General features: G+C 60.3%; 21 protein-coding genes. 15 read left to right on the top strand and 6 right to left on the bottom strand.

Going from position 1 to position 24,286, the window contains the following annotated elements:
- The first annotated feature begins 15 nt into the window (after window positions 1-15).
- Window positions 16-1,845, top strand: coding sequence for a cell division protein PerM (locus E4U03_RS01255; protein ID WP_135011183.1), 1,830 nt, complete (start codon window positions 16-18; stop codon window positions 1,843-1,845).
- Window positions 1,846-1,852: 7 nt separating this feature from the next.
- Here the strand turns inward: E4U03_RS01255 and E4U03_RS01250 are convergent, their stop codons facing one another.
- Window positions 1,853-2,266: a hypothetical protein gene (locus E4U03_RS01250; protein WP_135011182.1), complete on the bottom strand. Its 414-nt coding sequence runs from the start codon at window positions 2,264-2,266 to the stop codon at window positions 1,853-1,855.
- Between the two features lie 111 nt (window positions 2,267-2,377).
- Here E4U03_RS01250 and purN point away from each other — a divergent pair, with 111 nt between their 5' ends.
- Complete coding sequence (purN, locus tag E4U03_RS01245; protein WP_135011243.1) at window positions 2,378-2,956, top strand: phosphoribosylglycinamide formyltransferase; 579 nt, start codon at window positions 2,378-2,380, stop codon at window positions 2,954-2,956.
- 127 nt (window positions 2,957-3,083) lie between these two features.
- Window positions 3,084-4,691: a bifunctional phosphoribosylaminoimidazolecarboxamide formyltransferase/IMP cyclohydrolase gene (gene purH / locus E4U03_RS01240; RefSeq protein ID WP_135011181.1), complete on the top strand. Its 1,608-nt coding sequence runs from the start codon at window positions 3,084-3,086 to the stop codon at window positions 4,689-4,691.
- Window positions 4,692-4,915: 224 nt separating this feature from the next.
- Here purH and E4U03_RS01235 read toward each other — a convergent pair whose 3' ends face one another.
- On the bottom strand, window positions 4,916-6,610 hold the full coding sequence (locus E4U03_RS01235) for a substrate-binding domain-containing protein (protein ID WP_135011180.1): 1,695 nt from the start codon (window positions 6,608-6,610) through the stop codon (window positions 4,916-4,918).
- Window positions 6,611-6,842: 232 nt separating this feature from the next.
- Between E4U03_RS01235 and E4U03_RS01230 the strand changes: the two genes are divergently transcribed.
- The 3 genes from E4U03_RS01230 (at window position 6,843) to E4U03_RS01220 (ending at window position 9,805) form a co-directional block, all read left to right on the top strand.
- The gene (locus E4U03_RS01230) at window positions 6,843-7,391 is read left to right on the top strand and encodes a TetR/AcrR family transcriptional regulator (RefSeq protein WP_228065682.1); all 549 of its coding nucleotides are present in this window, start codon (window positions 6,843-6,845) and stop codon (window positions 7,389-7,391) included.
- A gap of 249 nt (window positions 7,392-7,640) precedes the next feature.
- Window positions 7,641-8,924, top strand: coding sequence for a serine hydroxymethyltransferase (gene glyA / locus E4U03_RS01225; protein WP_135011178.1), 1,284 nt, complete (start codon window positions 7,641-7,643; stop codon window positions 8,922-8,924).
- A gap of 2 nt (window positions 8,925-8,926) precedes the next feature.
- On the top strand, window positions 8,927-9,805 hold the full coding sequence (locus tag E4U03_RS01220; RefSeq protein WP_135011177.1) for a bifunctional methylenetetrahydrofolate dehydrogenase/methenyltetrahydrofolate cyclohydrolase: 879 nt from the start codon (window positions 8,927-8,929) through the stop codon (window positions 9,803-9,805).
- 82 nt (window positions 9,806-9,887) lie between these two features.
- On the opposite strand, the gene E4U03_RS01215 is transcribed toward E4U03_RS01220, so the two are convergent.
- Window positions 9,888-10,598: a GntR family transcriptional regulator gene (locus E4U03_RS01215; protein ID WP_135011176.1), complete on the bottom strand. Its 711-nt coding sequence runs from the start codon at window positions 10,596-10,598 to the stop codon at window positions 9,888-9,890.
- Between the two features lie 71 nt (window positions 10,599-10,669).
- On the opposite strand from E4U03_RS01215, the gene E4U03_RS01210 reads away from it, so the two are divergent.
- Genes E4U03_RS01210 through E4U03_RS01200 form a run of 3 tightly spaced genes read left to right on the top strand, consistent with a single transcriptional unit; the run spans window position 10,670 to window position 12,760 of the window.
- The gene (locus E4U03_RS01210) at window positions 10,670-11,122 is read left to right on the top strand and encodes a hypothetical protein (RefSeq protein WP_135011175.1); all 453 of its coding nucleotides are present in this window, start codon (window positions 10,670-10,672) and stop codon (window positions 11,120-11,122) included.
- Window positions 11,123-11,141: 19 nt separating this feature from the next.
- Window positions 11,142-12,209, top strand: a complete 1,068-nt coding sequence (gene trpS, locus E4U03_RS01205) for a tryptophan--tRNA ligase (protein WP_135011174.1) — start codon at window positions 11,142-11,144, stop codon at window positions 12,207-12,209.
- A gap of 20 nt (window positions 12,210-12,229) precedes the next feature.
- Window positions 12,230-12,760, top strand: a complete 531-nt coding sequence (locus E4U03_RS01200; RefSeq protein ID WP_135011173.1) for a 2'-5' RNA ligase family protein — start codon at window positions 12,230-12,232, stop codon at window positions 12,758-12,760.
- Between the two features lie 289 nt (window positions 12,761-13,049).
- Here the strand turns inward: E4U03_RS01200 and E4U03_RS01195 are convergent, their stop codons facing one another.
- Together E4U03_RS01195 and E4U03_RS01190 are read right to left on the bottom strand one after the other, a co-directional pair.
- On the bottom strand, window positions 13,050-14,384 hold the full coding sequence (locus E4U03_RS01195; protein WP_135011172.1) for a hypothetical protein: 1,335 nt from the start codon (window positions 14,382-14,384) through the stop codon (window positions 13,050-13,052).
- A 101-nt stretch (window positions 14,385-14,485) separates the two neighbouring features.
- On the bottom strand, window positions 14,486-15,595 hold the full coding sequence (locus E4U03_RS01190) for a mannose-1-phosphate guanylyltransferase (RefSeq protein WP_135011171.1): 1,110 nt from the start codon (window positions 15,593-15,595) through the stop codon (window positions 14,486-14,488).
- Between the two features lie 315 nt (window positions 15,596-15,910).
- Between E4U03_RS01190 and sdhC the strand changes: the two genes are divergently transcribed.
- The 5 genes from sdhC to E4U03_RS01165 all read left to right on the top strand — a co-directional run bounded on the left by sdhC (window position 15,911) and on the right by E4U03_RS01165 (window position 20,679).
- Complete coding sequence (gene sdhC, locus E4U03_RS01185) at window positions 15,911-16,291, top strand: succinate dehydrogenase, cytochrome b556 subunit (protein WP_237196975.1); 381 nt, start codon at window positions 15,911-15,913, stop codon at window positions 16,289-16,291.
- A gap of 3 nt (window positions 16,292-16,294) precedes the next feature.
- Window positions 16,295-16,780 (top strand): succinate dehydrogenase hydrophobic membrane anchor subunit, encoded by a 486-nt coding sequence (locus tag E4U03_RS01180; protein WP_135011170.1) that lies wholly within the window; start codon window positions 16,295-16,297, stop codon window positions 16,778-16,780.
- Between the two features lie 40 nt (window positions 16,781-16,820).
- Window positions 16,821-18,584 carry a succinate dehydrogenase flavoprotein subunit gene (sdhA, locus tag E4U03_RS01175; protein ID WP_135011169.1) on the top strand — a complete coding sequence of 588 codons (1,764 nt, stop codon included), beginning with the start codon at window positions 16,821-16,823 and terminating at the stop codon, window positions 18,582-18,584.
- A 1-nt stretch (window position 18,585) separates the two neighbouring features.
- Window positions 18,586-19,371, top strand: a complete 786-nt coding sequence (locus tag E4U03_RS01170; RefSeq protein ID WP_135011168.1) for a succinate dehydrogenase iron-sulfur subunit — start codon at window positions 18,586-18,588, stop codon at window positions 19,369-19,371.
- A gap of 72 nt (window positions 19,372-19,443) precedes the next feature.
- Window positions 19,444-20,679, top strand: a complete 1,236-nt coding sequence (locus E4U03_RS01165; protein WP_135011167.1) for an amidohydrolase — start codon at window positions 19,444-19,446, stop codon at window positions 20,677-20,679.
- Between the two features lie 514 nt (window positions 20,680-21,193).
- Here the strand turns inward: E4U03_RS01165 and E4U03_RS01160 are convergent.
- Entirely contained in the window at window positions 21,194-22,297 is a 1,104-nt protein-coding gene (locus E4U03_RS01160; RefSeq protein ID WP_228065681.1) for a BMP family lipoprotein, read from the bottom strand.
- Between the two features lie 348 nt (window positions 22,298-22,645).
- Here E4U03_RS01160 and E4U03_RS01155 point away from each other — a divergent pair, with 348 nt between their 5' ends.
- A complete protein-coding gene (locus tag E4U03_RS01155) occupies window positions 22,646-24,262 on the top strand; it encodes an ABC transporter ATP-binding protein (protein ID WP_135011165.1) in 1,617 nt (538 codons plus the stop codon).
- Window positions 24,263-24,286: the final 24 nt, after the last annotated feature.

The raw sequence follows: 24,286 nt of genomic DNA, 5'->3' as shown, positions 1-24,286 counted from the left end.
ACATGATGAAAGACGATGAATACCACCGCTCACCCCAAACGTTCCCTCCCTATGCCCCTGTGGCTGCAGGGCTCAGTTGAACTTGCCCTCGTGGCGCTGGCCTCTTACCTCACCGTCGTCCTGCTCCTGGTGGCGGTCTGGTACACCAACGGCTTCAACAGCAGCGGTACCCTAGCCGGTGCTGTCTCTGTAGCCGGGCACCTGTGGCTGCTGGTTCACGGCGTGCCCCTGAACATGAATATCCCCGAGCAGGGGGTCTTCTCAGCGGTGACCGGAACCATGAGCCTGGTACCCTTGGGCCTCACCCTGATTCCCCTAGCCCTCTGCTACCGCTCCGGCCGCCGCCTGGCCCGCGCCAGCTACGAGGGCCAGTTCTGGCAGCCCCTGGCCGGTGGTCTTCTCGCCTACGCCGTGGTGGGTGCCGGGGTGAGCCTGCTATCCACCAACGACTTCTTCTCCACCTCGCCCGTCCTCGCCGCCCTGGTGCCCCTCTGGGTAGCTGCCCTGGGCATCATTTTGGGCGGGTACGCCGAATCGCGCTCGCTAACAGCCATGATCGGTGTGAACGCAGCCGACTGGGTGAAGAAATTCAGCCAGTATTCCCGCTGGGCAGGCTCCTACGTCTGGGCCTTGCTGCGGGCAGCCCTGGTGAGCGTACTGGCCTTTGCGGCCGGTGGCGCCCTGCTGCTGGTCGTCACCCTCTTCTGGCACTGGGACGACGTCGTCTCCCTTTATCAGACCCTGCACGCTGGTGCAGTCGGCGGCCTAGCCCTAACCCTGCTGCAGCTGGGTCTGCTCGTGAACCTGGTGGTCTACTCCATGGCGTGGAGCTCCGGCGCGGGCTTTGCCCTGGGCACCGGCACCTCCGTTGACCTGACCGGCACCAACGTGGGGGTCATGCCCTCCCTGCCGGTGCTGGGGGCGCTGCCGCACGCGTCCGAACCCTGGGGGTACCTGGCCCTTGCCGTGCCCCTAGCCTCTGGTGCCCTGGGCGGCTGGTGGTTCTTCCGCGAAGGTGAAAACCACTTTGACGAGTGGCTTTCCCTCAAGATTCGCTTCCGCTGGCTGTCCTGGCCCCTTTCTACCCTGGGGCTTGCCGTCCTAACCCTGCTGCCGACCTTCCTGCTGACCACCCTGCTGGGTTGGGCTGCTAACGGGTCGCTGGGGCTGGGCCGCTTCACGACTATCGGCCCGCACCCCCTCATCTTTGGGGCCTTCTCTGCCGTGCTGCTGGCGGCCGGTACCATGCTGGGGCTGGGCCTTGCCCACCTGCTGGTGCTGGGCCTTGCCCACCTGCTGGTGCGCGATACCTCCGGTGAACTAGAGCGCTTTGCCCAGGCCAAGCTTACCCGCGAGCAGAAGCGCGCAGCCCGCGCCGAGGCCAAGGCCCAGAAGGCAGCGGCCCGCGCCGAGCGTAAGGCAGAAAAGGCTGGGGCTGACCAGCCGGACGCCGTCGAGAAGGTAGACGCAGAGCCGGGCGAGCTAGAGAGTCAGGACGCCGGCGGCAAGACCCCCGCTGAGGGCGGGTCGGCTGTGGCTTCCAGCGAGAAGGGCGCCGCTGCGCTGGCGCGTATCATGGCTGACCGCGAGCAGGCCCAGCCTGCCGAGAGCGATGAAGTTGCTCCTGAGGCTGAGGAAGTAGCGCCTGAAAATGAAGTTGAAGATACCGCATCTGGCGAAGCAGAAGCAGCGGCTGAAAGCGAGACTGAAGCTGAAGAACCCGCTGTGCCCTTCCTGCCCGTGGTGAAGCGTCCTAAGTCCCTGCGTGCCCGCCGCCAAAAACGCCTTGAAGAGCTGGCAGAAGGACGCCTTGAAGAGCTGGCAGAAGGTACGGGCAAGGAATAAATTCCAGCTACTGCCCCATGAGCTGTTGCAGCAGGCCGTCGCTCATTTGCGAGGTGCACTGCTGCTGGCGGCTCAGGGTCACAGCCTGCTGCAGGCACTCCGCGTAGGCGATGGTGGCGTCCACAAAAATTAGCTGAACCAGCGCGGCGAAGCCCAAAAAGAGCGACCAGAGCATCACCATGACCATGAGTATCACCGAAAAAGCGGGGAACTTAGCTCCCACCATTTTCACCAGGGTCACCGTGGTAAGAGCGAAGGTCAGCACCGCCAGGGCCCCTGTTACCGCGGCGAACCAGCCCGGGTAGGAGGTGCTAGCCACCGTAGCAACCATCGCCAAAAACGACAGACGGGACCACACCTTGATATTTTCAAGCACACGGTCAGAAGGCAGCTGGGTGGAAGGACGCACGGTGTCAGACATACCTACCACCTTACCGCGCCCTACCGCCCGCCTTGCACAGTGCAAACTACTGGCGTCTCAGCATGAAAATACGGCAGTGTGTTGGCACTCGCATGCGATAAACTTTTCTGTATGCGCATTGTGGTGATGGTGTCCGGATCGGGCACAAATTTACAGTCCATCCTTGACTCCGTAGCAGCCGGCGACCTGAACGCCACGGTCCTGGCCGTGGGCGCCGACAAGCCCTGCCTGGGAATCGAACGAGCAGAGGCCGCCGGAATCGAGACCTTCCTCGTCGAACCCCGCAACTACGACACCCGCGAAGCCTGGAACCGCGCCCTGGAAGAAAAAATCGCCAGCTACGGCGCCGACTACATCATCTTCGCCGGCTTCATGCGCATCGTCGATGCCCAGCTCGTTGACCGCTTCAAAAATCGCATCATCAACACCCACCCCGCCCTGCTGCCGTCCTTCCCAGGAGCTCACGGCGTGCGCGACGCCCTTGCCCACGGGGTCAAAGTCACCGGCCTCACCGTGCACCTTGTCGACTCCGGCGTCGATACCGGCCCCATCCTGGCCCAATCCGCCGTCGACGTCCTCGATGACGACACCGAAGAAACCCTGCACGAGCGTATCAAGGTCAAAGAGCGAGTGCTCCTGGTAGAAACCATCGCCCGCCTGGCCCAAGACCTCAACGGCGAACGCGCCTAACCCACAAGTTTAGCCCCGCACCACGGGGCTGGGCCTAGGGTCGGGGCTCCTTACCAAAACGACTCACACCCACGTAACCACCTGCTGACCCGGCCCAACCCGGCAGCAAAAGAAACGGAGTTAATCTGTGAGTCTCATTGAGCTCGACCGCGTACCGCTCAAGCGTGCCCTCATCTCTGTCTACGACAAGACCGGCCTCGAAGACCTAGCAAAGGGCCTGCACGAAGCCGGCGTCGCTATCGTCTCCACCGGTTCAACCGCCTCCACCATCGCCGCAGCCGGCGTCCCCGTCACCGAAGTCTCCGACATCACCGGCTTCCCCGAATGCCTCGAAGGCCGCGTCAAGACCCTGCACCCCCGCGTCCACGCCGGCATCCTGGCAGACCGCCGCAAGCAGGAACACATCGACACCCTCAAAGACATGGAGATCGAGGCCTTCGACCTGGTCGTCGTCAACCTCTACCCTTTCGTTGAGACCGTAGCCTCCGGCGCAGACCAGGACGCCATCATCGAAAAAATCGACATCGGCGGCCCCTCCATGGTGCGCGCAGCAGCCAAGAACCACGACGCCGTAGCCATCGTCGTCGACCCCGCCAAGTACGGCCAGGTCGTTGAAGCTGCCAAGGCCGGTGGCTTCAACCTGGCAGAGCGCCGCCGCCTGGCATCCGCCGCCTTCGCCCACACCGCTGCCTACGACACTGCCGTCGCCACCTGGACCGCAGCCCAGTTCGAACAGGACGAAGACGCCAACTACTGGCCCCCCTTCGCCGGACTCGCCTTCGAACGCTCCGAATCCCTGCGCTACGGTGAAAACCCCCACCAGGCAGGCGCCCTCTACGTCGACCCCGCCGCAACCCCCGGCATCGCCCAGGCAGAACTGCTCGGTGGCAAGACCATGAGCTACAACAACTACGTCGACGGCGACGCCGCCCTACGCGCCGCCTACGACTTCGACGAACCCGCCGTCGCCATCATCAAGCACAACAACCCCTGCGGCATCGCCGTCGGCGCAGCAGACGCAGCCGACCCCATCGCCGACGCCCACGCCAAGGCCCACGCCTGCGACCCCCTCTCAGCCTACGGCGGCGTCATCGCAGCCAACCGCGAAGTCACCGCAGCCATGGCAGAAACCGTCAAGGGCATCTTCACCGAAGTCATCATCGCCCCCTCCTACGCCCCCGAAGCCCTGGAAATCCTGCAGACCAAGAAGAACCTGCGCATCCTCCAGCTACCCGAAGGCTTCGCCCGCGACACCATCGAATACCGCCAGGTCTCCGGCGGCGCCCTCTTCCAGGACGCCGACCGCCTGCACGCCGACGGTGACAAGGCCGAAAACTGGCAGCTCGTCGCCGGCGACGCTGCCGACGAAGCCACCCTCGCCGACCTTGAATTCGCCTGGAAGGCCCTACGCGCCGCCAAATCCAACGCCATCCTGCTCGCTAACGACGGAGCTGCCGTCGGCATCGGCATGGGCCAGGTCAACCGCGTAGACTCCTGCCGCCTCTCCGTCGAACGCGCTAACACCCTAGCAGAAGGTGTAGAACGCGCCCGCGGGTCTGTTGCCGCCTCAGACGCCTTCTTCCCCTTCGCCGATGGCCTCCAGGTGCTCCTGGACGCCGGCGTCCGCGCAGTCGTACAGCCCGGCGGCTCCATCCGCGATGAAGAAGTCATCGCTGCCGCCAAGGAAGCGGGAGTGACTATGTACTTCACCGGAGCTCGTCACTTCTTCCACTAAGCTTCGCTCGGTGGAAGAAGGACTTCGCTCCGATTCCGGGCAGAATTACTTCCTCGCACGCTCGGAATTCTCCCCTCCATCCCGTCACTTCTTCCACTAAGCTTCGCTCGGCGGAAGAAGGACTTCGCTCCGCCTCTGGTAGAACTAGTTATCCGCAGTAAAAAGTCCGCCCCTCCACGTACGGAGGGGCGGACTTCTACTGTGATGAGGGAAGAACCCTACTGCTACGCAGCGGCGTCCGAGATGCCGGTGAGGGCTTCAGCGAAGATGCGCTGCACGTTGGTGGGGGAGGAAGCCATATGGGCCTCGCCGCCGACGCTCTGGGCGATGGTGGTCAGGGCGTTCATGTCGGCGTCCTCAGAGACACCAATCATGATGATGAAGACCGGGTTAGCCGGGTCCTGCTCCGCCTGAATGGTAGAAATCAGTTCTTCCTGGCTAATGGAATTATTGTCGTGGTTTTCACCGTCGGTCAGCACGATTACAGCGTTTACCGAACCGTAGGCATAGTTTTCCTTTGCCGAGCGGAATGCAGCCAGGGTGGTGTCGTAAAGGGCGGTGAAGCCGTTGGGATCAATGGTCGCGGCAATACCCGCGCCAGCCTCCTGCAAGAGCACCCGCTGGGTTTTCCCGTCTACAGTCTCTTCAAAGCCGCGCATGGGTACCAGCTCCTGGTAATCAGAAACAGAACCGTCAGGCAGGGTGAGGTCACGAGAGAACTTCCACAGGCCCATAGAATCGCGGGCCGGGAAGAGCTGGGAACCTGCCAGCACAGACTCAACGGTGATATCCATACGGGACTTGTCGGTACCAGCTACCGGCAGCAGCATGGAACCTGACGCGTCGAGCACCACCAGAGCGTTCAGCGGCGCAGACTGCAGGGAGTAGGAGGTCCAGACCTGGGTGAGCACATCCTGGTTGCTGGGAGTCAGCGCCGTAAAGCTACCGACGCTGTATTCGCCTTCTAGCTCCTGGCCGTCCGCCGCGCGCAAGCCAGTAGCTGCCAGAGCTTGCTTGCCGTCCTCGCTACCCATGAAGTCGATAATCTGCTGGGCAGCCTCATCGATAGTGGTGTTATTGCTGGAGGACGCCTGGTAGAGGGGGTAGTTGAGGGCAAAGGAGCCATCGCCGGGTACAGTTGCGGTCAGCCCGGAATCTGCATGGGCTGAGGCATAGGCTGCGTAGTCAGCCTCGGTGACGATCGCGGCGTCCTTGGTGCCATTATCCACATCGGTCAGCAGCTCGGTGGCGCTCTGGGCAGCCTCGGTTACGCCGATGCTCTGGGCACGCAGGGCGGTGCCGCCGGTAAGATCCTCAAGGTTGACGGTACCCGCTGACGCCTCAGAGATACCGCCGAGCAGGGCCGCGAAAGCTCCGGGGTCTTCCTTGGGGTCACCCATGCTGACGGTATCTTCAGCCTTGAGGGCTTCGAGCCAGGTGCCGTAGCTGGTGTTATCTTCTGACACGACGACGCCGGGGGCCTGGGCAAGGGACTCCGCAAGGGGAGTCAAACCGGTGTTAGCTTCGCTCATGGCCAGCTCGGCGCGGGTGGTGGAATCGGGAATCCAGAGGTTGGTGGTTGCCGTACCACTGGTTGACTCGGTGAGCACATCACTGGCGGTCTTATCTGTGGTGATGTCGAGGGTGATACAGGTGTCCTCGTCCACGGGCATAGCCTTCAGCGCTGCTGCCATAGGTTCGGTGGTGGCCACGGTGACAGCCTGGGTAGTTGAGCAGGCCGCCGGAACGGTCTGGCCGCTGGTGGTGGAGGGGTGCTTATCGCCGGTGATATTGGTGTACGCAATAGCGCCGCCGCAGAGCAAAATCACGGCTGCAGCGCCGGTTGCAATCCACTTGCGGCTGTTCTTCTTCTGCTTTTCAATACGCTCTTGACGGCGTGACTTGGCGTTATTCGCCATGTGACGGTGCCTCTTCCCTAATGCTGTGCGGTGGTGTGGGCGAGTGGGGGTCCCCCCCCGTGAGCAGGTGCGGCTGCTGGGGCGCTCGCTGGGCAGCTACGGTGGGTGGGGTAGTGCTGCTGGTTCGCCCTTTAGTGTAGCAAGAAAGGGCCCCTGCGGCGGGGTTTGCCGGGGTGGGCGGCGGGCCGCTGTGCTTTAAAATGGGAGGGTGCCGAAAGTCAGTGAAGAGTATATGCGTTCCCGTCGTGCCGAGCTTGTTGAGGCTGCCCGCGCTGTGTTTATGCAGAAGGGGTATCAGCAGACCTCGATGAGCGAGGTGATTGCGGCCTCGGGCTTATCTGCCGGGGCGATTTATAACCACTTCTCGGGGAAAACCGAGATTATGGCTGCGGCTGCCCGGGTAGACCTCTCTCAGTTTGAGACGCGCAGCGATGAGCTGCCCTGGGAGTTTGTGGAACGCTGCCTGGTGACCCTGCGGGACCATGAGCAGCTCACACGTTTTTTGGCGATTACCTGGGGCGAGGCCGCGACGGTACCTGAGGTCGCTGAGGTTGTGGACGAACAGCTGGGCCTCTTGCGCTCCCGCGTAGTGGCGAGCTACCAGGCCTGGGCTGAGACCGAACTCGATTTTTCCCCCTCGGAGCTAGAGACCTGGTTGCAGATGTTGGGCTCGGCGGTCCTGTCTGTGCTCACCGGTTTTGTGGTGCAGGCCAGCACCGTGCGCGACTTTGACGCCGAAAGCTACTTTGAATTTGCCCGCACTATTTTGCGGCAGGCCTAGCCTCCCTTTTTCCTGCGCGGATGCCGGTGAGCTGCTCACCGGCGTCCGCGCCGCTTAAAAGCGGGGAGGGTAAAAACCTGAAAATTGTCTCAAATCTGCCGGGGCAGCGGGCTCTCGCTAGCTAGGTCACATACACTTAAAAATAGAGTGCGCTCACACGCGCCGCTCGGTTAAAGCATCACGTGATCTTCTGTATCCCCTCGTACAGATAAGCAGAAGAACCTGATCCACCATACTCAAGGAAGTGGCATGACCAACCTTTCACCCAACGTCACCAACCTGCCCCTGGCCGAGGTAGACCCCGAGGTCGCTGAAGCTATCCAGCACGAGCAGGAACGCCAGCAGAACACCCTCGAAATGATTGCTTCAGAGAACTTCGCCCCCCGCGCTGTGCTTGAAGCTCAGGGCTCTGTTCTGACCAACAAGTACGCCGAAGGTTACCCCGGCCGCCGCTACTACGGCGGCTGCGAGTTTGTTGACGTGGTGGAGCAGCTGGCTATCGACCGCGCCAAGGCTCTTTTCGGTGCCGACCACGCCAATGTGCAGCCCCACTCCGGTGCCCAGGCGAACAACGCCGTCATGCACGCCTTGCTGACCCCCGGTGACAAGATTATGGGCCTGTCCCTGGCCCACGGTGGTCACCTGACCCACGGTATGAAGCTCAACGTCTCGGGCAAGCTCTACGAGGTTGTTGCCTACGGTGTGGACGAAGAAACCGGCCGTGTGAACATGGACGAGGTTCGCGAGCTGGCCCTGGCCGAGAGGCCCAAGGTCATTATTGCTGGCTGGTCGGCCTACACCCGCCAGCTGGATTTCGCTGCCTTCCGTGCCATCGCCGATGAAATCGGTGCCTACCTCTGGGTTGATATGGCCCACTTCGCTGGCCTGGTAGCAGCTGGCCTGCACCCCAACCCCGTCCCCCACGCCCACGTGGTGTCCTCTACCGTCCACAAGACCCTGGCAGGCCCCCGCTCCGGCTTCATCATGTGTGTTGAAGACCTGAAGAAGAAGATCGACTCGGCTGTCTTCCCCGGCCAGCAGGGCGGCCCTCTCATGCACGCTATCGCCGGTAAGGCTACCGCCTTCAAGATTGCTGCTTCCGACATGTTCAAGGACCGCCAGGCCCGTACTCTCGAAGGTGCCAAGATTCTGGCTGACCGCCTGAACCAGGCCGACATGGCAGAGGCTGGCGTTAAGGTGATTTCCGGTGGCACCGACGTTCACCTGGTCCTGGTCGACCTGCGCGACGCCGAAATCAACGGCCGTGAGGCAGAAGACCTGCTGCACGAAGCCGGTATCACCGTCAACCGTAACGCGGTGCCCAACGACCCCCGTCCGCCCATGGTCACCTCCGGCCTGCGTATCGGTACCCCCGCCCTGGCAACCCGCGGCTTCGATGCTGAAGCCTTCACCGAGGTCGCCGACATCATCGCCGAAACCCTCAAGCCCGGCGTCGACGTCGTAGCCCAGCGCCAGCGCGTTACCGCCCTGTGCGAGAAGTTCCCCCTCTACTCCGGTATCGAGGAGTGGTAAACATGCCGCAGATTCTTGACGGCACCGCTACCGCCGCCCAGATTAAGAGCGAACTCGCCGAGCGCGTAGCTACCCTGAAAGAAAAGGGCGTTACCCCCGGTCTGGCGACCGTGCTGGTGGGCGATGACCCCGCCTCCCGCTCCTACGTGGGTGGTAAGCACCGCGACTGCGCCGAGGTTGGCATTGCCTCCATCAAGGTGGAGCTGCCCGAGACCATCAGCCAGGAAGAACTTGAAGCTGAGCTCGAAAAGCTGAACAACGACCCGGCCTGCACCGGCTACATCGTTCAGCTGCCCCTGCCCAAGCACATCGATACCAATCGAGTTCTTGAGAAGATTGCCCCCGAGAAGGACGCCGACGGCCTGCACCCCATGAACCTGGGCCGCCTCGTCCTCAATGTGGGCGAACCCCTGAACTCGCCTCTGCCCTGCACCCCTAACGGTGTGATTGAGCTGGTGGAGCGCCACGGTATTTCGTGGAAGGGCAAGAAGGTCGCTGTGCTGGGTCGCGGTATTACCGTGGGCCGCCCCCTGGGCCTGCTGCTGACCCGCAAGGACGTCAACTCCACTGCCACCCTGGTGCACACCGGCACCGAGGATGTCAGTGCAGCCCTGCGCGATGCCGATATCATCGTGGCCGCCGTGGGCGTTGCCCACGCCGTGAAGGCTGACCAGGTGAAGGACGGCGCTATCCTGCTCGACGTCGGCGTCTCCCGTATCGAGGACCCCGAGACCGGCAAGAAGAAGCTGACCGGCGACATCTCACCCGAGGCAGTAGCTAAGGCCAGCTGGTACTCACCCAACCCCGGCGGCGTTGGCCCCATGACCCGCGCTATGCTGCTGGTCAACGTGGTAGAAACCGCAGAACGCCAGGCTGCCTAAGCCTAAGTGTCCACGAGAATCGCCGAGTGCCTACCAAGAGCGTATGCACTCGGCGATTCTCGTATGCACTCACGGAAAAGAACTACCTCTTGACCTCTATCTCAAAGTCGTAGCGGTCGCCCCGGTAGAGGGTCTGGGTACTTTCAACGGGCAGGCCGCGCACGGTATAGCCCACTTTTTCAACGCGTAAGGCGGCCGCCCCGAGGGGAACCCCCAGCTGGGCTGCTTCTGTCTGGGTCAGGTTGGTTGCTACCACCCGCACGGTTGCGGTTTCCACCTGGAAGCCGGACGCCCGCATCTGGGCATCGAGCGAGGCAGATAGCTCAGGCTCCACATGGGAAAAGGCCTCGGGCAGGAAGTGGGCGGTCTCAAGAGCGATAGGGGAGCCGTCCGCCTGCCGCAGTCGCTGAATCTGAATTACCTTGGCACCGGCGTCCAGATTCAAATCGCGCTGAACCGCCAGCGGCGCCTCGATGAGGTGGCAGGTGAGGGTGAGGGAGTGGGGTCGGTGGCCGCGCGCGGCCATGTCGTCTGTGAAAGAGCGTAAGGACGGCGCCCGCATCGGATGCTTGTGCGGGGCAACGTAGGTGCCTGACCCCTGCACATGGTAGATAAGGCCGGCGTTAGCTAGTTCCCGCAGGGCCCGGCGGATGGTGTCGCGTGAGACGGAGAAGATATCCTGCAGCTGCCGTTCTGTGGGCAGGGGCATGTTCTCATCGGTCGGGCAGATATAGCGCTCTTCGATGAGTTGGGCGACCTGCTGGTACTTCGTTTCACGTGATGAGGGCATCATATACCCCACTTTACGCTTAAGTTGGGCCTGCGATTCAGCGCGGGCTGGCTTCCTTTGACATAATAGAGGTCATGCAGTCGAACGGTTCAGAAAAAACAGCACAAGAGCAGAACACTAAGGTCGTCCTCATGGGGGCGGGCATCGGCATGGCAATTCTCGTTGCCCTGCTGGCCTGGGCTATCGTCCAGTCAGCCCGCGAAGAGTCGGTGCTGGGTTGGATTCTGGCCGGTATTATCGCAGCCTGGCTGGGTATCGCAGCCTACCTCCTAGTGAACGTCAACCGTACCCTGGTAGCCCAGCGCAAGGCCTACGAGGAACACGCCGTGAAGCGTGCCGAGTACGAGTCTGATGTACACACCGAGAAGCTGGCCCACTCTTTCCAGATTTGCCTGGTGCAGTCAAAGGTGATTGCCGAGCAGCTTGAGGTCAACGACGAAAACTCCCGTGACATGATTAATCGCGCTATCGACACCATTAACTTCACCGCTAAGAACGGTATGGAACTGGCCCGTGAAGGGGCCTAAACACAGCGAAGGACGCCCCGTGAGCAAGTCGCAGCAGACCACCCCCGAAGAAAACATCAAGGCTAAGATTCCCAACGCGGCAACCGGTGCGCCGCGTGCTTTCTCGGGCGCCCAGCCGTCCGCGGATTCCATGCACCTGGGTAACTACATCGGTGCGGTCAATAATTGGGTTGACCTGCAGAAAGACCACGAGTGCCTCTACTTCATTCCCGATATGCACTCGATTACCGTGCCCCAGGACCCGGCGGTTCTGCTGGAGCGCACCCGCAAGACTGCGGCCCAGTACATCGCTGCCGGTATCGACCCTGAGAAGACCCCGCTCTTCGTGCAGTCGCATGTGCCCGAGCATGCACAGCTGGCCTGGGTGCTCAACTGCATTACCGGCTACGGTGAAGCTGCCCGCATGACCCAGTTCAAGGACAAGGCAGCTAAGCAGGGCACCGATAACGCCTCGGTGGGGCTCTTCACCTACCCCGTCCTTATGGCAGCAGATATCCTGCTCTACCAGGCCGATGTAGTGCCGGTGGGCGAGGACCAGCGCCAGCACCTGGAACTGACCCGCAACCTGGCTCAGCGCTTCAACTCCCGCTTTGGCGATACCTTCGTGGTGCCTGAGCCGGTCATTCTCAAAGAGACTGCCAAGATTTACGATCTGCAGACTCCGGACTCCAAGATGAGCAAGTCAGCAACCGCCAATAAGGGCATTATCTGGTTGCTTGATGACCCCAAGAAGACCGCCAAGAAGATTAAGGGCGCAGTCACCGACGCCGGCAGCGAGATTACCTATGACCGTGAGAACAAGCCCGGTGTTTCTAACCTGCTGTCTATCTACTCGGCAGTGACGGGTAAGGCCATTGACGACATCGTCGCTGAATACGAGGGCAAGATGTACGGCCACCTCAAGGTTGACCTGGCCGAGATTGTGGTTGAGGAACTGTCGCCCATTCGTGAGCTCGCCCTGGAGCTCATGGACGACCCGGCGGAGCTAGACCGCCTGCTGGCCATCGGTGCCGGTAAGGCCCGTGAGATTGCCTCTGTGACCGTGAAGAACGTGTATGACGCGGTAGGCTTCCTGCCCGCCCTCTAAGAGTTAGACGACCTAGCCTGGTGGCTTCTTCACCGACCATAGACCCCGACCGCAGGTACCTCAGCATTGTTGCCGAGGTACCTGCGATGGTGTCTGCGCGCCTGGTCAGTTGGCGGGCAAGCCAGGGCCTGGTGGGCCCCGTTGCAGAAAGCTGTCACATTACGATTTTGATTAGCGAGGACACCGGCGGCGACCCCCTGCGCTCCATTGAGCAGGCAGTCACCGGCATCGGCCCCGTGCAGGTGGGCCTGGGGCCGGCCGCAACCTTTGAGCCGGTTACCCCCGTAACCTACCTCCCCGTTGTCGCCGGGGCAGATAGGCTCACCCTGATTCATGTAGCCTGCCAGAAGGCGGTAGGGGAGTCCGTGTCACCTTTTCCCTACGAGCCTCACCTCACCCTAGCCAACCATGCCCCGGCCCCTTCCCTGGCGGCGTCCTTACGCGATTTTGCGACCCTACCACCCGCTCTTGCCCATTTCACCATGAACCGGCTGACGGTCTACCGATTCAGCGCAGGCAGCTGGCAGCAGCTGGGAACAATACGCCTCTAAGACATGGGGCGTCGCAGGCTCGCGCTGGATGGAGCCCAGCAGATTCCGAGTGCGCGAGGAAAATAATCTGCGGGCGGAATAGGCGTAAGCCTGGCCTTCACGCCCCGCCTTGCGGCGGATTGCGTTCGCTCTTGTGTGCTCGCGCGCTCGCACCCGCTCACTTCATCGAGCCGGCAGCTTCGCTGTGAGCCTGCTCCACCAAATCTTGTGAACAAGTTTCATCAATAGAAAAGGCCCTGCTTCTTCGCACCATGGGCGAAGAAGCAGGGCCTTTTGAGTGAGCGGTGTTTTAGTGGTCAGAGTCCACTTCGGTGGTGGTTACCAGTTCAGCGGTGCGGGAGATACCGTTGATTTCGTTGGGTACCTCGGGCAGGTCGATGCTGGCAAATACCTCGGCGGTACCGTCCGCAATCTTCGCCAGGGAGACAACGTGTAGCTTCTTGGTGGCGGGGTCGGTGACGTAGGCGGTTTCGCCGTCAACCCATATAGCGGGGCGGGGGTCCTGCCAGATTTCTGACTCGGTCCAGGAGTCCATGATGTCGACGGAACCCAGCTCGGTGCCGTCCTCAGCCCAGAAGCGGAGCTTGCCGTCGGTTGTCAGCAGCAGGTGGGAGCCTTCGGGGCCGCGGGCCAGTGAACGGAAGGTGTAGGAGATGCCTTCGGGCAGGGCGATCTTAGTGCGTTCCTTGGTGATGGTGTGGATCAGGGCGAACTGTTCGGGGCGTTCGAGTTCGGCGTCCTGGTCGGTTTTGTAGTCGGCGAGCACGATAGCTGAATCAGCTGAACCGGCCTGGTTGCCGGAGCGGGAGTATAGATCTTCGGGGTTGGTGATCTTGGTGAAAGTGCCGTCTGCGTAGATGAGGGCGCCGTCTTGGCAGCCAACGGTAAAGGTGTCGTTAGCGGCAATCGCTTCGCCGTGAATGCCGGGGCAGTCGAGGCTTTCGGTGACAACCGAGCCGTCGGCATTGATGACGGCTGCGCCGGTGCGGGCATCCTCGGTGCCTACCGATACCAGGTACTGGTTGTTCTCGAGGGGGATGGCCAGGCCGTGGTGAGCGTCGGGCAGAGTGATGGTTTCGGTGCTGATGTTGGTGGCGGTGTACTGGTCATCGCCGGTTAGGTCGGCGGGGGAGTAGACCTCGATGGTGCCGGTGTTGTCGGCGAACATGGCTGAGCGGCCGTAGTCGGTGATGACGTGGCCGGTGCCGTCCGCTGCGAAGGACAGGGAGGTAAGGGTAGGGGTAGTGGTGTAGTAGTGGTCGTGGTCGCCGTGGGCCTGGGTCCAGGCGCCCATGTCGAGCATGGTGTAGGAGGATCCGTCGGCTACGACCAGGTGGCGGTTGTCGCCTGCGGGCTGCAGGCGCAGGAAGCCTTCTTTTTCAATGGTTTCTATGGCTTCAAAGGTCTTGCCGTCCACGATCATGATTCCGCCGTCGTAGGTCAGTGCGATGCGGACTGAGGGGGCGGAGGCTTCGGTGATGGCTGCGCGTTCTGTGGTTGCGGTGGCGCTGGCCTGGTCTCTGGTTGAGGTGGCGGAGGGGGCGGACGCTGCCCCGCAGCCTGTAAGGGCAAGGGCGAGGGCGGCGCTGATGAGGGTGAAAAGAGGACGAGAGGTGTTGTACATGCCCACCAGTCTAAACTAAATGAGAATCATTTGCATAATGTGAGTGTCAAAAAAGACCCGCACCGAGAAAACGGTGCGGGCCTTTATGTAACTCTGATGGGCTAGAGCAGGTTGTCCTGGCCCAGTTCTTTCAGGGTGTTGACGGTGTTCTTCACGCTCTGGGCGTCGTCGCGTACGGTGACAAGCAGGGCATCTGCGGTGTCAACGATAACAACATCTTCAATACCGATGACCGAAATCTTACGGCCGGTGTTGTTGACGACGATGCCGGTGGATTCTTCGCTGATGACGCTGGACTTGTCGCCCAGTACGAAGAGATCATCGCCGCTCTTTTCGATGTTGAGGCGGGCTACGGCGTCAAAGTCGCCTACGTCGTCCCAGCTGAAGGGTCCGGGAACCATAGCTACGTCACCGGCTGCTGCGGCAGGCTCAGCTACTGCATAGTCGATGGCGGTCTTGGGTAGGGTCTCCCAGAGACGGGTCATGCAGGCTTCGCGTGAGGGTGTGTCCCAGGCGCGGGCGATTTCCATGATGCCGGCGTAGAGTTCTGACTCGTTGGCTTCGAGGTGCTGCAGCATGAGGGCTGCAGGAGCCACGAACATGCCGGCGTTCCAGGTGTAGTCGCCGCTGGCTACGTACTCGGTTGCGGTGGCTTCGTTGGGCTTTTCGACGAACTGGTCAACGGCAAGGACGCTGGGGGCGTCTTCCAGCCCCAGGTTCTGGGTGGCTTTGATGTAGCCGAAGGCGGTGGAAGGCTTGGTGGGTTCGATGCCGATGGTGACGATTTTGCCGGAGGCTGCGGCGTGTACGGCCTCGCGTACTACGGCTTGGAACTCTTCAACCGGGCTGATGATGTGGTCAGCGGCGAAGGATCCGATGATGGCCTCGGGGTCGCGCTCGTGCAGAATAGCGCAGGCAAGGCCAATGGCTGCTGCAGAGTCGCGAGGTGAGGGTTCGAGTACCAGGTCAGACCCGCGCAGCTCTGAGAGCTGCTGGGTGACGGCGTTGGCGTGGGCCTGGCCGGTGACGACAAGGACGCCATCAGCTGCGAGATCAACCAAGCGATCGTAGGTGGCACGGAGGAGGGATGAACCTGTCCCGGTCAGGTCAAGCAGAAATTTAGGTTCTACGGCGCGAGAGAGAGGCCATAGGCGGGACCCTACGCCGCCGGCCGGAATGAGGGGGTAGAACCGTTCAAGTGGTGTTCTCATTGTTTCTACAGTGTACCCAGAATTGAAGTCATAATGATGAAATCTTTTCCTTAAACTGTACGGCGCCGGTCACTTTTGACGGAAAACTTCACGGCGGCTTCCGCATGATAACGCCGATAGCTGGCTTAAGGGCATTAAAACCTTGCCTATTTCCCGGAAATACGGGGGTAAGAGATGGTGACACGGTGTAAGTAAGCGGCCCTAAAACCTGCTAATCTTGCTGTTGAGTAGAACACACAATACGTATGTTGCGTGGGCGCACAGATGGGCTCAACCTATCGGTGTGTCGTTTCGCATCACACAGGAGGTTATTCAGTGCCGAATACATCCAAGGGCACGCTGTACCGCGGCCGTGAAGGTATGTGGTCGTGGGTTGCCCACCGCATTACAGGTATCGCCATTTTCTTCTTCTTGCTGGTTCACGTGCTTGATACCGCTGTTGTCCGCGTCTCTCCCGAGGCCTACAACGCCGTCATGCACATCTACAAGAACCCCATCATGGGTCTGGGCGAAGCTGTTTTGGTAGCAGCTATTGTCTACCACGCCTTTAACGGTATCCGCATTATCCTGGTGGACTTCTGGAAGAACGGTGCCAAGAACCAGAAAGCTATGCTCTGGGGCGTCCTGGTGCTCTGGGCCGTCGTCATGGTTCCCTTCCTCGTCCGTCACTTCATGCTCGTCTTTGGGGGTCACTAAGACATGGCAACTCCTCTGAAAACCAAGATTTCGGTTCCCCGTAGCCGCGACAACACCGTCTCGGGTATCAAATACAACCGGGCCTCGTCCAAGCGCAACAACTTCGAGATGTTCGCCTGGCTCTACATGCGTGTCTCCGGTGTTCTGCTGGTCATCCTGATTTTCGGTCACCTCTTCGTCAATCTCATGATGGGTGAAGGCGTACACCGCATTGACTTCGGTTTTGTCGGCGGTAAGCTGGCTAACCCCTTCTGGCAGGTCTGGGATCTTCTGCTCCTGTGGCTGGCTATGCTGCACGGCGCTAACGGCATCCGCGTTATCATCGACGATTACGCAGAAAAGGACGGCGTGCGCTTTGCCCTGAAGGTAGCCCTCTTCCTTGCCACCGCTTTCGTGATTCTTCTGGGCACCCTGGTCATCTTCACCTTTGATCCCTGCCCCGCCGGTGCAGCCGCAGACCTTTTGCCGTCCTTCTGCACCGCCCCGTAAGCTATTGGCGCTCTAGATTTTAGAAAGAAGCATTCACACAATGCAGGTACATAAGTACGACGTCGTTATCATCGGCGCAGGCGGCGCTGGTATGCGAGCCGCTATCGAAGCTGGCCAGCGCGTCCGCACCGCTGTGCTCACCAAGCTCTACCCCACCCGCTCCCACACCGGTGCTGCCCAGGGCGGCATGTGTGCGGCTCTGGCTAACGTTGAAGAGGACAACTGGGAGTGGCATACCTTTGACACCATCAAGGGCGGCGACTACCTGGTAGACCAGGACTCAGCTGAGGTCATGGCGAAAGAAGCCATCGATGCCGTTCTCGATCTTGAGAAGATGGGTCTTCCCTTTAACCGCACTCCCGAGGGTCGTATTGACCAGCGCCGCTTCGGTGGTCACACCCGCGACCACGGTAAGGCTCCTGTGCGCCGCGCCTGCTACGCAGCAGACCGCACCGGCCACATGATTCTGCAGACCCTCTACCAGAACTGCGTCAAGCACAACGTAGAGTTCTACAACGAGTATTACGTGCTCGACCTGGTTATGGTGGAAGACGAGGACGGCGTCCGCCGCCCCGCAGGTGTTGTCTCCTACGATCTGGCTACCGGCGACGTCCACGTCTTCCAGGCCAAGAGCGTTATCTTCGCCTCCGGTGGCTGTGGCAAGATCTTCAAGACCACCTCCAACGCCCACACCCTGACCGGTGACGGCATGGCAATTGCCCTGCGCAACGGTATTCCGCTGGAAGACATGGAGTTCGTGCAGTTCCACCCCACCGGCCTTGCAGGCCTGGGCATCCTGGTTTCTGAGGCTGCCCGCGGTGAAGGCGGTATTCTGCGTAACTCCGACGGTGAACGCTTCATGGAACGTTACGCCCCCACCATTAAGGACCTTGCCCCCCGCGACATCGTGGCCCGTTCCATGGCGAACGAAGTTCGTGAAGGCCGAGGCTGTGGCCCTAACAAGGACTACGTGCTTCTGGATCTCACCCACCTCGAGCCCTCCCACATCGACGAGAAGCTCCCCGATATCACCGAGTTCGCTCGCACCTACCTGGGCGTTGAACCCTACACCGAGCCCGTCCCGGTTTTCCCCACCGCCCACTACGCCATGGGTGGCATCCCCACCAACATCAAGGCAGAGGTACACTCCAACTCCGAGGATATCATCCCCGGCCTCTACGCTGCCGGTGAAGTCGCCTGTGTATCGGTCCACGGCTCCAACCGTCTGGGTACCAACTCCCTGCTCGACATCAACGTCTTCGGTAAGCGCGCCGGTATCTACGCAGCAGAATACGCAGCCTCAGCTGACTTCCTGCCCGTCCCCGATGACGCCGCAGACGCTACCCTGGAGCTGCTCAACCAGATCCGCAATGGCGAAGGCACCGAAAAGGTAGGTCAGCTACGCAAGGAACTGCAGGATGTCATGGATGCCGACATGCAGGTCTTCCGCACCGAGGCAACCATCCACAACGCCGTCAACAAGATTGTTGAACTCGAAGAGCGTTACAAGAACATCCAGATTCAAGACAAGGGCAAGCGCTTCAACCTCGACCTGCTTGAAGCGGTCGAACTGGGCTTCCTGCTGGAACTGGCCAAGGTTATGTCTGTGGCTGCCCTGCACCGCAAGGAGTCCCGCGGCGGCCACTTCCGCGAAGACTACCCCGATCGCGACGACGCTAACTTCATGAAGCACTCAATGGTCTACCTCGATGAGAACGCCGAGATGGAAGGCATCAAGGGCCTGCGCTTCGACACCAAGCCCGTGACCTTCACCCGCTATGAACCGATGGAGCGTAAGTACTAAAATGGCTGATTTTGAAGCACGTGAACCCGAATCCAAGGTTGAGCTGAAGTCTGAGTCAGGCGAAGCGGGCGCTATTCCCACCTTCGACGTGACTGTGCAGGTTCGCCGCTACAACCCCGAAGAGTCAGCAGAAGCCCACTGGGACGAATTCAAGCTGACCATGTACGGCACCGACCGTGTGCTCGATGCCCTGCACAAGATTAAGTGGGAGATCGACGGCTCGCTGTCCTTCCGCCGCTCCTGTGCCCACGGTATCTGTGGCTCCGACGCTATGCGCATCAACGGCCGCAACCGCCTGGCCTGCAAGACCCTGCTCAAGGATCTTGACCTGTCCAAGCCCATCACCGTTGAGCCCATCAAGGGTCTGCCCTGCGAGAAGGACCTCATCGTAGACATGGAACCCTTCTTCCAGGCCTACCGCGAGATTATGCCCTTCCTGGTCAACGACACCCACGAGCCGGAGCGCGAGCGCTACCAGTCCCAGGAGGACCGCGCCCGCTTTGACGACACCACCAAGTGCATCCTCTGCGCCGCGTGTACCTCGTCCTGCCCCGTCTTCTGGACCGACGGCCAGTACTTCGGCCCCGCAGCTATTGTCAACGCCCACCGCTTCATTTTCGACTCTCGCGATGATGCCGGTGACATGCGTCTTGAGATTCTCAACGATAAGGAAGGTGTCTGGCGCTGCCGCACCACCTTCAACTGCACCGAGGCTTGCCCCCGCGGTATTGAAATTACCAAGGCGATTGCCGAGGTCAAGCAGGCTATCCTGGCCCGCTCCCTCTAAAGGCCGGTAGAAAGTCGCGCTCCACAGCCCCTGTGGAGCGCGACTTTTTGTATGAGGGGCTACTCTATATACATGTCGTCCTATTCTTTTGCTGCAAGCTCCTTGGATCTGAGCTCACCCTTGTTTGCCCAACGTCTGCGTACCCTGGTGCCGGAACTGATTGCATTTCGGCGTGAAGTGCATCAGAACCCTGAGCTGTCGTACCTTGAGAACAAGACGACCGAGCGTATTTTCCGTACCCTCACCGAGGCGGGGCTGGCACCCAAGCATTTGAAGGGTACCGGCTGCTATGTGGATGTGGGTTCTGGCCCGATGGCCGCTGCCCTGCGTGCCGATATCGATGCCCTGCCTATTCAGGAAGAAACTGACCTGCCCTACGCTTCTCAGGTCGATGGCGTCATGCATGCCTGCGGTCACGATATTCACCAGACCGTCATGCTGGGGGTGGCTATTGCCCTGCACCGCCTTCACCAGGAGCTTCCCCTGGATGGTACCGTGCGCATTATTTTCCAGCCGGCTGAGGAGCAGCTGCCCGGCGGGGCGGTGGATGTCATTGCCCAGGGTATCCTCGAGGGCGTGCCCCGCGCCTTCGCTCTGCACTGTGAACCTAAGGTTGACGTGGGTAAAATCGGTACCCGCATCGGGGCTATTACTAGTGCCTCCGACACCATCAAAATTACTCTTAAGGGCCGCGGCGGGCACACCTCCCGCCCGCACCTGACCGAGGACGTCATTTACGCCCTCTCCCAAATCGCGATTAACGTGCCTGCTGTGCTCTCGCGCAAGACGGACGTCCGCTCCGGCGTGCTGGTTGCCTGGGGGCAGATTGAGGCTGGGGTAGCTCCCAACGCTATTCCGTCTACCGCTTTCTTGGCCGGTACCATGCGCTGCCTTGACGCATACGTTTGGAAGCAGGCCGGTGCCATGCTCGATGAGGTGGTCGATCAGATTGCTGCCCCCTACAACGTAGAGGTTGAGCTGGAGCATTACCGGGGGGTGCCGCCGTCCGTCAATACCGAAGATGAGGTGGCCATGATTGAGGCGGCCTCCCGCGCGGAGCTGGGGGAGGACTCCGTGGTGCTGGTGGAGCAGTCCATGGGTGGGGAAGACTTTGCCTGGATGCTTCAGGAGGTTCCCGGTGCCCTAATCCGTCTGGGCACCCGCGTGCCCGGTGGAGTGACCTACGATCTGCACCGGGGCGATTACGTGCCGGACGAACGTGCGATTGAGTACGGAGTGCAGGTCATGGCCGCGACTGCGCTGCGGGCTATTCGCCAGGAATCTACAATTGAGATAAAAGTAATATAAATCTCGTTATGCTGTGGTAGATTTCTCTGTATAGCAGGTCGCTATATCGAAAATTGGAAAGGGGATGTCATGATTCGCGTCAGGAATCTTATTGGCACTTTCTTTATCACTCTGTTAATTTCTTTGAGCGTTTTTGGTGGGATTGCGCCTGCCAACGCAGCTGGCTAGAACTCGAACTGTAGCATGTGGGTGGAAGGCCGAACTGCTAGCGTAATATGCAACCAAATTCCAGGCTTCCAGCGTCCTTCGATATATCAGGTTTCAGTGCTTTGCCGCGGCTGGTCACTATTGCAAGGTTGAAAGGAGCATTATGTATTTGGTCCTATCGTTGCTCCCGGACAGGTCTCATCTGCCACTTGTGGATACAATGAGAAGGTTATTTGGAAGAACGTGCTATGGAACTAGAAACTAACTTAATCTTTCTGATTTTATACTATGTGAAATAATTACGGCTCACACCTCTCCTTCTTGAGTGTGTGAGCCGCTGTGAGTAGCCCGAGGCTAACCTGCCTGCTTAGGCGGTGGGGGTACCTGCAGTTTCGACCTTGATGGTACCTGAGATGATGTCTTCCTTGATCTTGTCGAGCTCAGCCTTGGTCTCGTCTGAGACTGCTGATTCGAAGCTGTGGAAGGGGGCCAGGCCAACGCCGTCGTTCTCCAGGGTGCCGATGTAGGCGTCGGAGGTGAAGTTACCGTCCATGTCTGACTTGATGGTTTCGGTGATAGCGGCGTCCATCTTCTTCATGATGGAGGTCAGGATGATGTCCTGGAAGTCGGGGTTGGTTTCAACACCGTCAGCGTCAACCCAAATCACAGAGGCGAGGTTCTCGGGGCTGGTGGCGTTGTATTCCTTGACAGCTTCGAGAGTACCGGAACCTACGGGGCCAGCTACGGGCAGGATGATGTCTGCGCCCTGGTCCAGGAAGTTCTGGGTGTTGGTCTTGCCCTTGGTGGCGTCTTCGAAGTCACCGGTGAAGGTGCCTGACTGGGCCTCAGTGTTCCAGCCGAGTACCTCAACGTTGGCGCCCTTCTGCTCGTTGTAGTAGGCAACGCCCTGGGCAAAGCCGTCCATGAAGATGGTAACGGTGGGGAATTCCATACCGCCGTAGGTTGCAACCTTACCGGTCTTGGTCTGGGCCGCGGCCAGGTAGCCTGCCTGGAAGGCAGCCTGGGCGGTATCAAAAACGATGGGGCGCACGTTGTCGAGCTCGATGGAGTTATCGTCAACGATGGTGAAGTGCATGTCGGGGTTAGCTTCTGCTACTTCCTTGGTGGCATCTGCCAGGCCGAAGCCAACGGTGATGGTCAGGTTGCAGCCAGACTGTACCATCTGGTCAAGATTGGGTGCATATTCGGTTTCGGTGGTGGACTCTGCATCCCTGTATTTGATGCCATATTCGGCAACAGCATCCTTCAAGCCCTTGTAGGAGTTTTGGTTGAAGGACTTGTCCTGGAAACCGCCGAAATCAGAAACGATGCAGCCTAGGTAGTCGTTGCTTCCACTGGAGGTTGAAGAGGAAGAGGAAGCTTCGGGGGCTGCGCCACAGCCAGCCAGCAGGAGAGCTGAGATGCCCAGCAGTGAACCGGTTGAGGCAAGGTGCTTGCGTGTGAGAGACATGGAGGTCCTTTTCATACGGCCCTGAAAGCGAGCGGCGTGTAGTCTACGCCAACTGTGTGAGTGGTACTTTCAGAGAAACTGTCTGTAACTCTAATCATCATAGTGGGTACGATGTAAACTTGCACAGTAGCTTTTGGCGGCTTGGATACAGAGTTTAGAAGATTTTTCCTTAAAATGTATTTGCTAAAGAGTGAGTCACATGGAAGTGGCTTTATTCTGGGATAATTATGCATCGGGGTTCGAATTTGGATATTTCGGAACCCGCTAAACTAGGCACAAACACTCCTTCACTCTGCAGCCTGCATCAGGCCGTAGTGTGCGTCCGGTTCTCACACAGAAAGCCACCCCATGAAACTCGAACTGCGCAAGGTCACTAAACGCTTCGGTGACTTTACCGCGAACGACAGCATCGACCTTGTGGTCCGTCCCGGCACAGTACACTGCTTGCTGGGTGAAAACGGCGCGGGTAAGTCCACCCTCATGAACGTCATCTTCGGTCTCTACCAGCCCACCGAAGGCCAGCTGTTCATCGACGACCAGCCGGTTGAGTTCTCAGGCCCCTCAGACGCCATGGCAGCAGGCATCGGCATGGTGCACCAGCACTTTATGCTGGTCCCCGTCTTCACCGTTGCCGAGAACGTGGCTCTGGGCTCCGAATCCCTCAAGGGCGGCACCCTCGATCTTGAGACCACCCGCCGTAAGATCCGTGAGATCTCAGACCGCTACGGCTTTGCTGTTGACCCCGACGCCATCGTTGAAGACCTGCCCGTTGGCGTGCAGCAGCGCGTTGAAATTATCAAGGCCCTGGTGCGTGACGCAGAGATTCTGATTCTTGACGAGCCCACCGCTGTGCTCACCCCGGCAGAAACTGACCAGCTGCTGGGCATCATGGACCAGCTCCGCAAGGACGGCAAGTCCCTGCTCTTTATCTCCCACAAGCTCCGCGAAGTCCGCGAAATTTCGGACGACATCACCGTCATCCGCCGCGGCAAGGTCGTAGGCCATGCTGATCCCTCCATGTCGACCACCGAACTGGCCTCCCTCATGGTGGGTAAGGCCGTGCAGCTGACCGTCGACAAGTCTGAGGCCCAGACCAACGACCAGACCTTCGCTGTCGAAAACCTCACCCTGGTTGCCGAGAACGGCGTGCCCCTGCTCAAGGACGTCACCTTCACCGTGCACGGCGGCGAAATTCTCGCCGTTGCCGGTGTGCAGGGCAACGGCCAGACCGAACTGGCAGAATCCATCATCGGCCTGCACCCCAAGGCCACCGGCTCCATGAAGCTCAACGGCACCGAGTTGCTGGGTATGACCACCAAGCAGGTCCTGCGCACCGGCGTCGGCTTTGTGCCCGAAGACCGCAACAAGGACGGCCTCGTCGGCTCCTTCTCCATCTCAGAGAACCTGATCCTCGACCTCTTCGACACCAAAGACTTCTCATCGGCAGGCACCCTCAACCGTGCCAAGATCTCTGAAAACGCCGACCGGGCAGGTGCTGAGTTCGATATCCGCATGGGCTCCAAGGAGCACACCGCCTCGACCCTCTCCGGCGGTAACCAGCAGAAAATTGTCGTAGCCCGCGAACTTTCCCGCCCACTAGAACTCTTTGTCGCATCCCAGCCCACCCGCGGTGTCGACGTCGGCTCCATCGAGTTCATCCACAAGCGCATCGTTGAAGAACGCGACAAGGGCGTGCCCGTCATCATCGTCTCTACTGAACTCGACGAGGTTTACGGGCTGGCCGACCGCATCGCCGTCTTCTTCCACGGCGAGCTCATGGGCATCGTCCCGCCCAGCACGCCCCGCTCCGTGCTCGGCCAGATGATGGCAGGAGCCACCTACGAAGAGGCCCTCGCAGCAGCTGTAGAACACGAAGAAGAAGCCCCCAGCGCTTCCCACGCCAAGCACATGGCCACCACCCCCGAGACCCCCTGGGCAGAAGGAGAAGAGAATGAGCGAGCATAAGCCCGCAACCCCGCAGGTAGACCC

The organism is Rothia nasimurium (assembly GCF_004569295.1).
GTDB lineage: Bacteria > Actinomycetota > Actinomycetes > Actinomycetales > Micrococcaceae > Rothia > Rothia nasimurium_B.
The sequence above is the reverse complement of the archived record's forward strand: the minus strand, read 5'-3'. Positions and strand labels throughout refer to the sequence as shown.

What these genes read in the sequence shown, in the direction of transcription:
- E4U03_RS01255 (WP_135011183.1), top strand. Translation starts at nt 16, where the DNA reads ATGAATACCACCGCTCACCCCAAACGTTCCCTCCCTATGCCCCTGTGG.
- E4U03_RS01250 (WP_135011182.1), bottom strand. Translation starts at nt 2,266, where the DNA reads ATGTCTGACACCGTGCGTCCTTCCACCCAGCTGCCTTCTGACCGTGTG.
- purN (WP_135011243.1), top strand. Translation starts at nt 2,378, where the DNA reads ATGCGCATTGTGGTGATGGTGTCCGGATCGGGCACAAATTTACAGTCC.
- E4U03_RS01235 (WP_135011180.1), bottom strand. Translation starts at nt 6,610, where the DNA reads ATGGCGAATAACGCCAAGTCACGCCGTCAAGAGCGTATTGAAAAGCAG.
- E4U03_RS01230 (WP_228065682.1), top strand. Translation starts at nt 6,843, where the DNA reads ATGCGTTCCCGTCGTGCCGAGCTTGTTGAGGCTGCCCGCGCTGTGTTT.
- glyA (WP_135011178.1), top strand. Translation starts at nt 7,641, where the DNA reads ATGACCAACCTTTCACCCAACGTCACCAACCTGCCCCTGGCCGAGGTA.
- E4U03_RS01220 (WP_135011177.1), top strand. Translation starts at nt 8,927, where the DNA reads ATGCCGCAGATTCTTGACGGCACCGCTACCGCCGCCCAGATTAAGAGC.
- E4U03_RS01215 (WP_135011176.1), bottom strand. Translation starts at nt 10,598, where the DNA reads ATGATGCCCTCATCACGTGAAACGAAGTACCAGCAGGTCGCCCAACTC.
- E4U03_RS01210 (WP_135011175.1), top strand. Translation starts at nt 10,670, where the DNA reads ATGCAGTCGAACGGTTCAGAAAAAACAGCACAAGAGCAGAACACTAAG.
- E4U03_RS01195 (WP_135011172.1), bottom strand. Translation starts at nt 14,384, where the DNA reads ATGTACAACACCTCTCGTCCTCTTTTCACCCTCATCAGCGCCGCCCTC.
- E4U03_RS01190 (WP_135011171.1), bottom strand. Translation starts at nt 15,595, where the DNA reads ATGAGAACACCACTTGAACGGTTCTACCCCCTCATTCCGGCCGGCGGC.
- E4U03_RS01180 (WP_135011170.1), top strand. Translation starts at nt 16,295, where the DNA reads ATGGCAACTCCTCTGAAAACCAAGATTTCGGTTCCCCGTAGCCGCGAC.
- sdhA (WP_135011169.1), top strand. Translation starts at nt 16,821, where the DNA reads ATGCAGGTACATAAGTACGACGTCGTTATCATCGGCGCAGGCGGCGCT.
- E4U03_RS01170 (WP_135011168.1), top strand. Translation starts at nt 18,586, where the DNA reads ATGGCTGATTTTGAAGCACGTGAACCCGAATCCAAGGTTGAGCTGAAG.
- E4U03_RS01165 (WP_135011167.1), top strand. Translation starts at nt 19,444, where the DNA reads ATGTCGTCCTATTCTTTTGCTGCAAGCTCCTTGGATCTGAGCTCACCC.
- E4U03_RS01160 (WP_228065681.1), bottom strand. Translation starts at nt 22,297, where the DNA reads ATGTCTCTCACACGCAAGCACCTTGCCTCAACCGGTTCACTGCTGGGC.
- E4U03_RS01155 (WP_135011165.1), top strand. Translation starts at nt 22,646, where the DNA reads ATGAAACTCGAACTGCGCAAGGTCACTAAACGCTTCGGTGACTTTACC.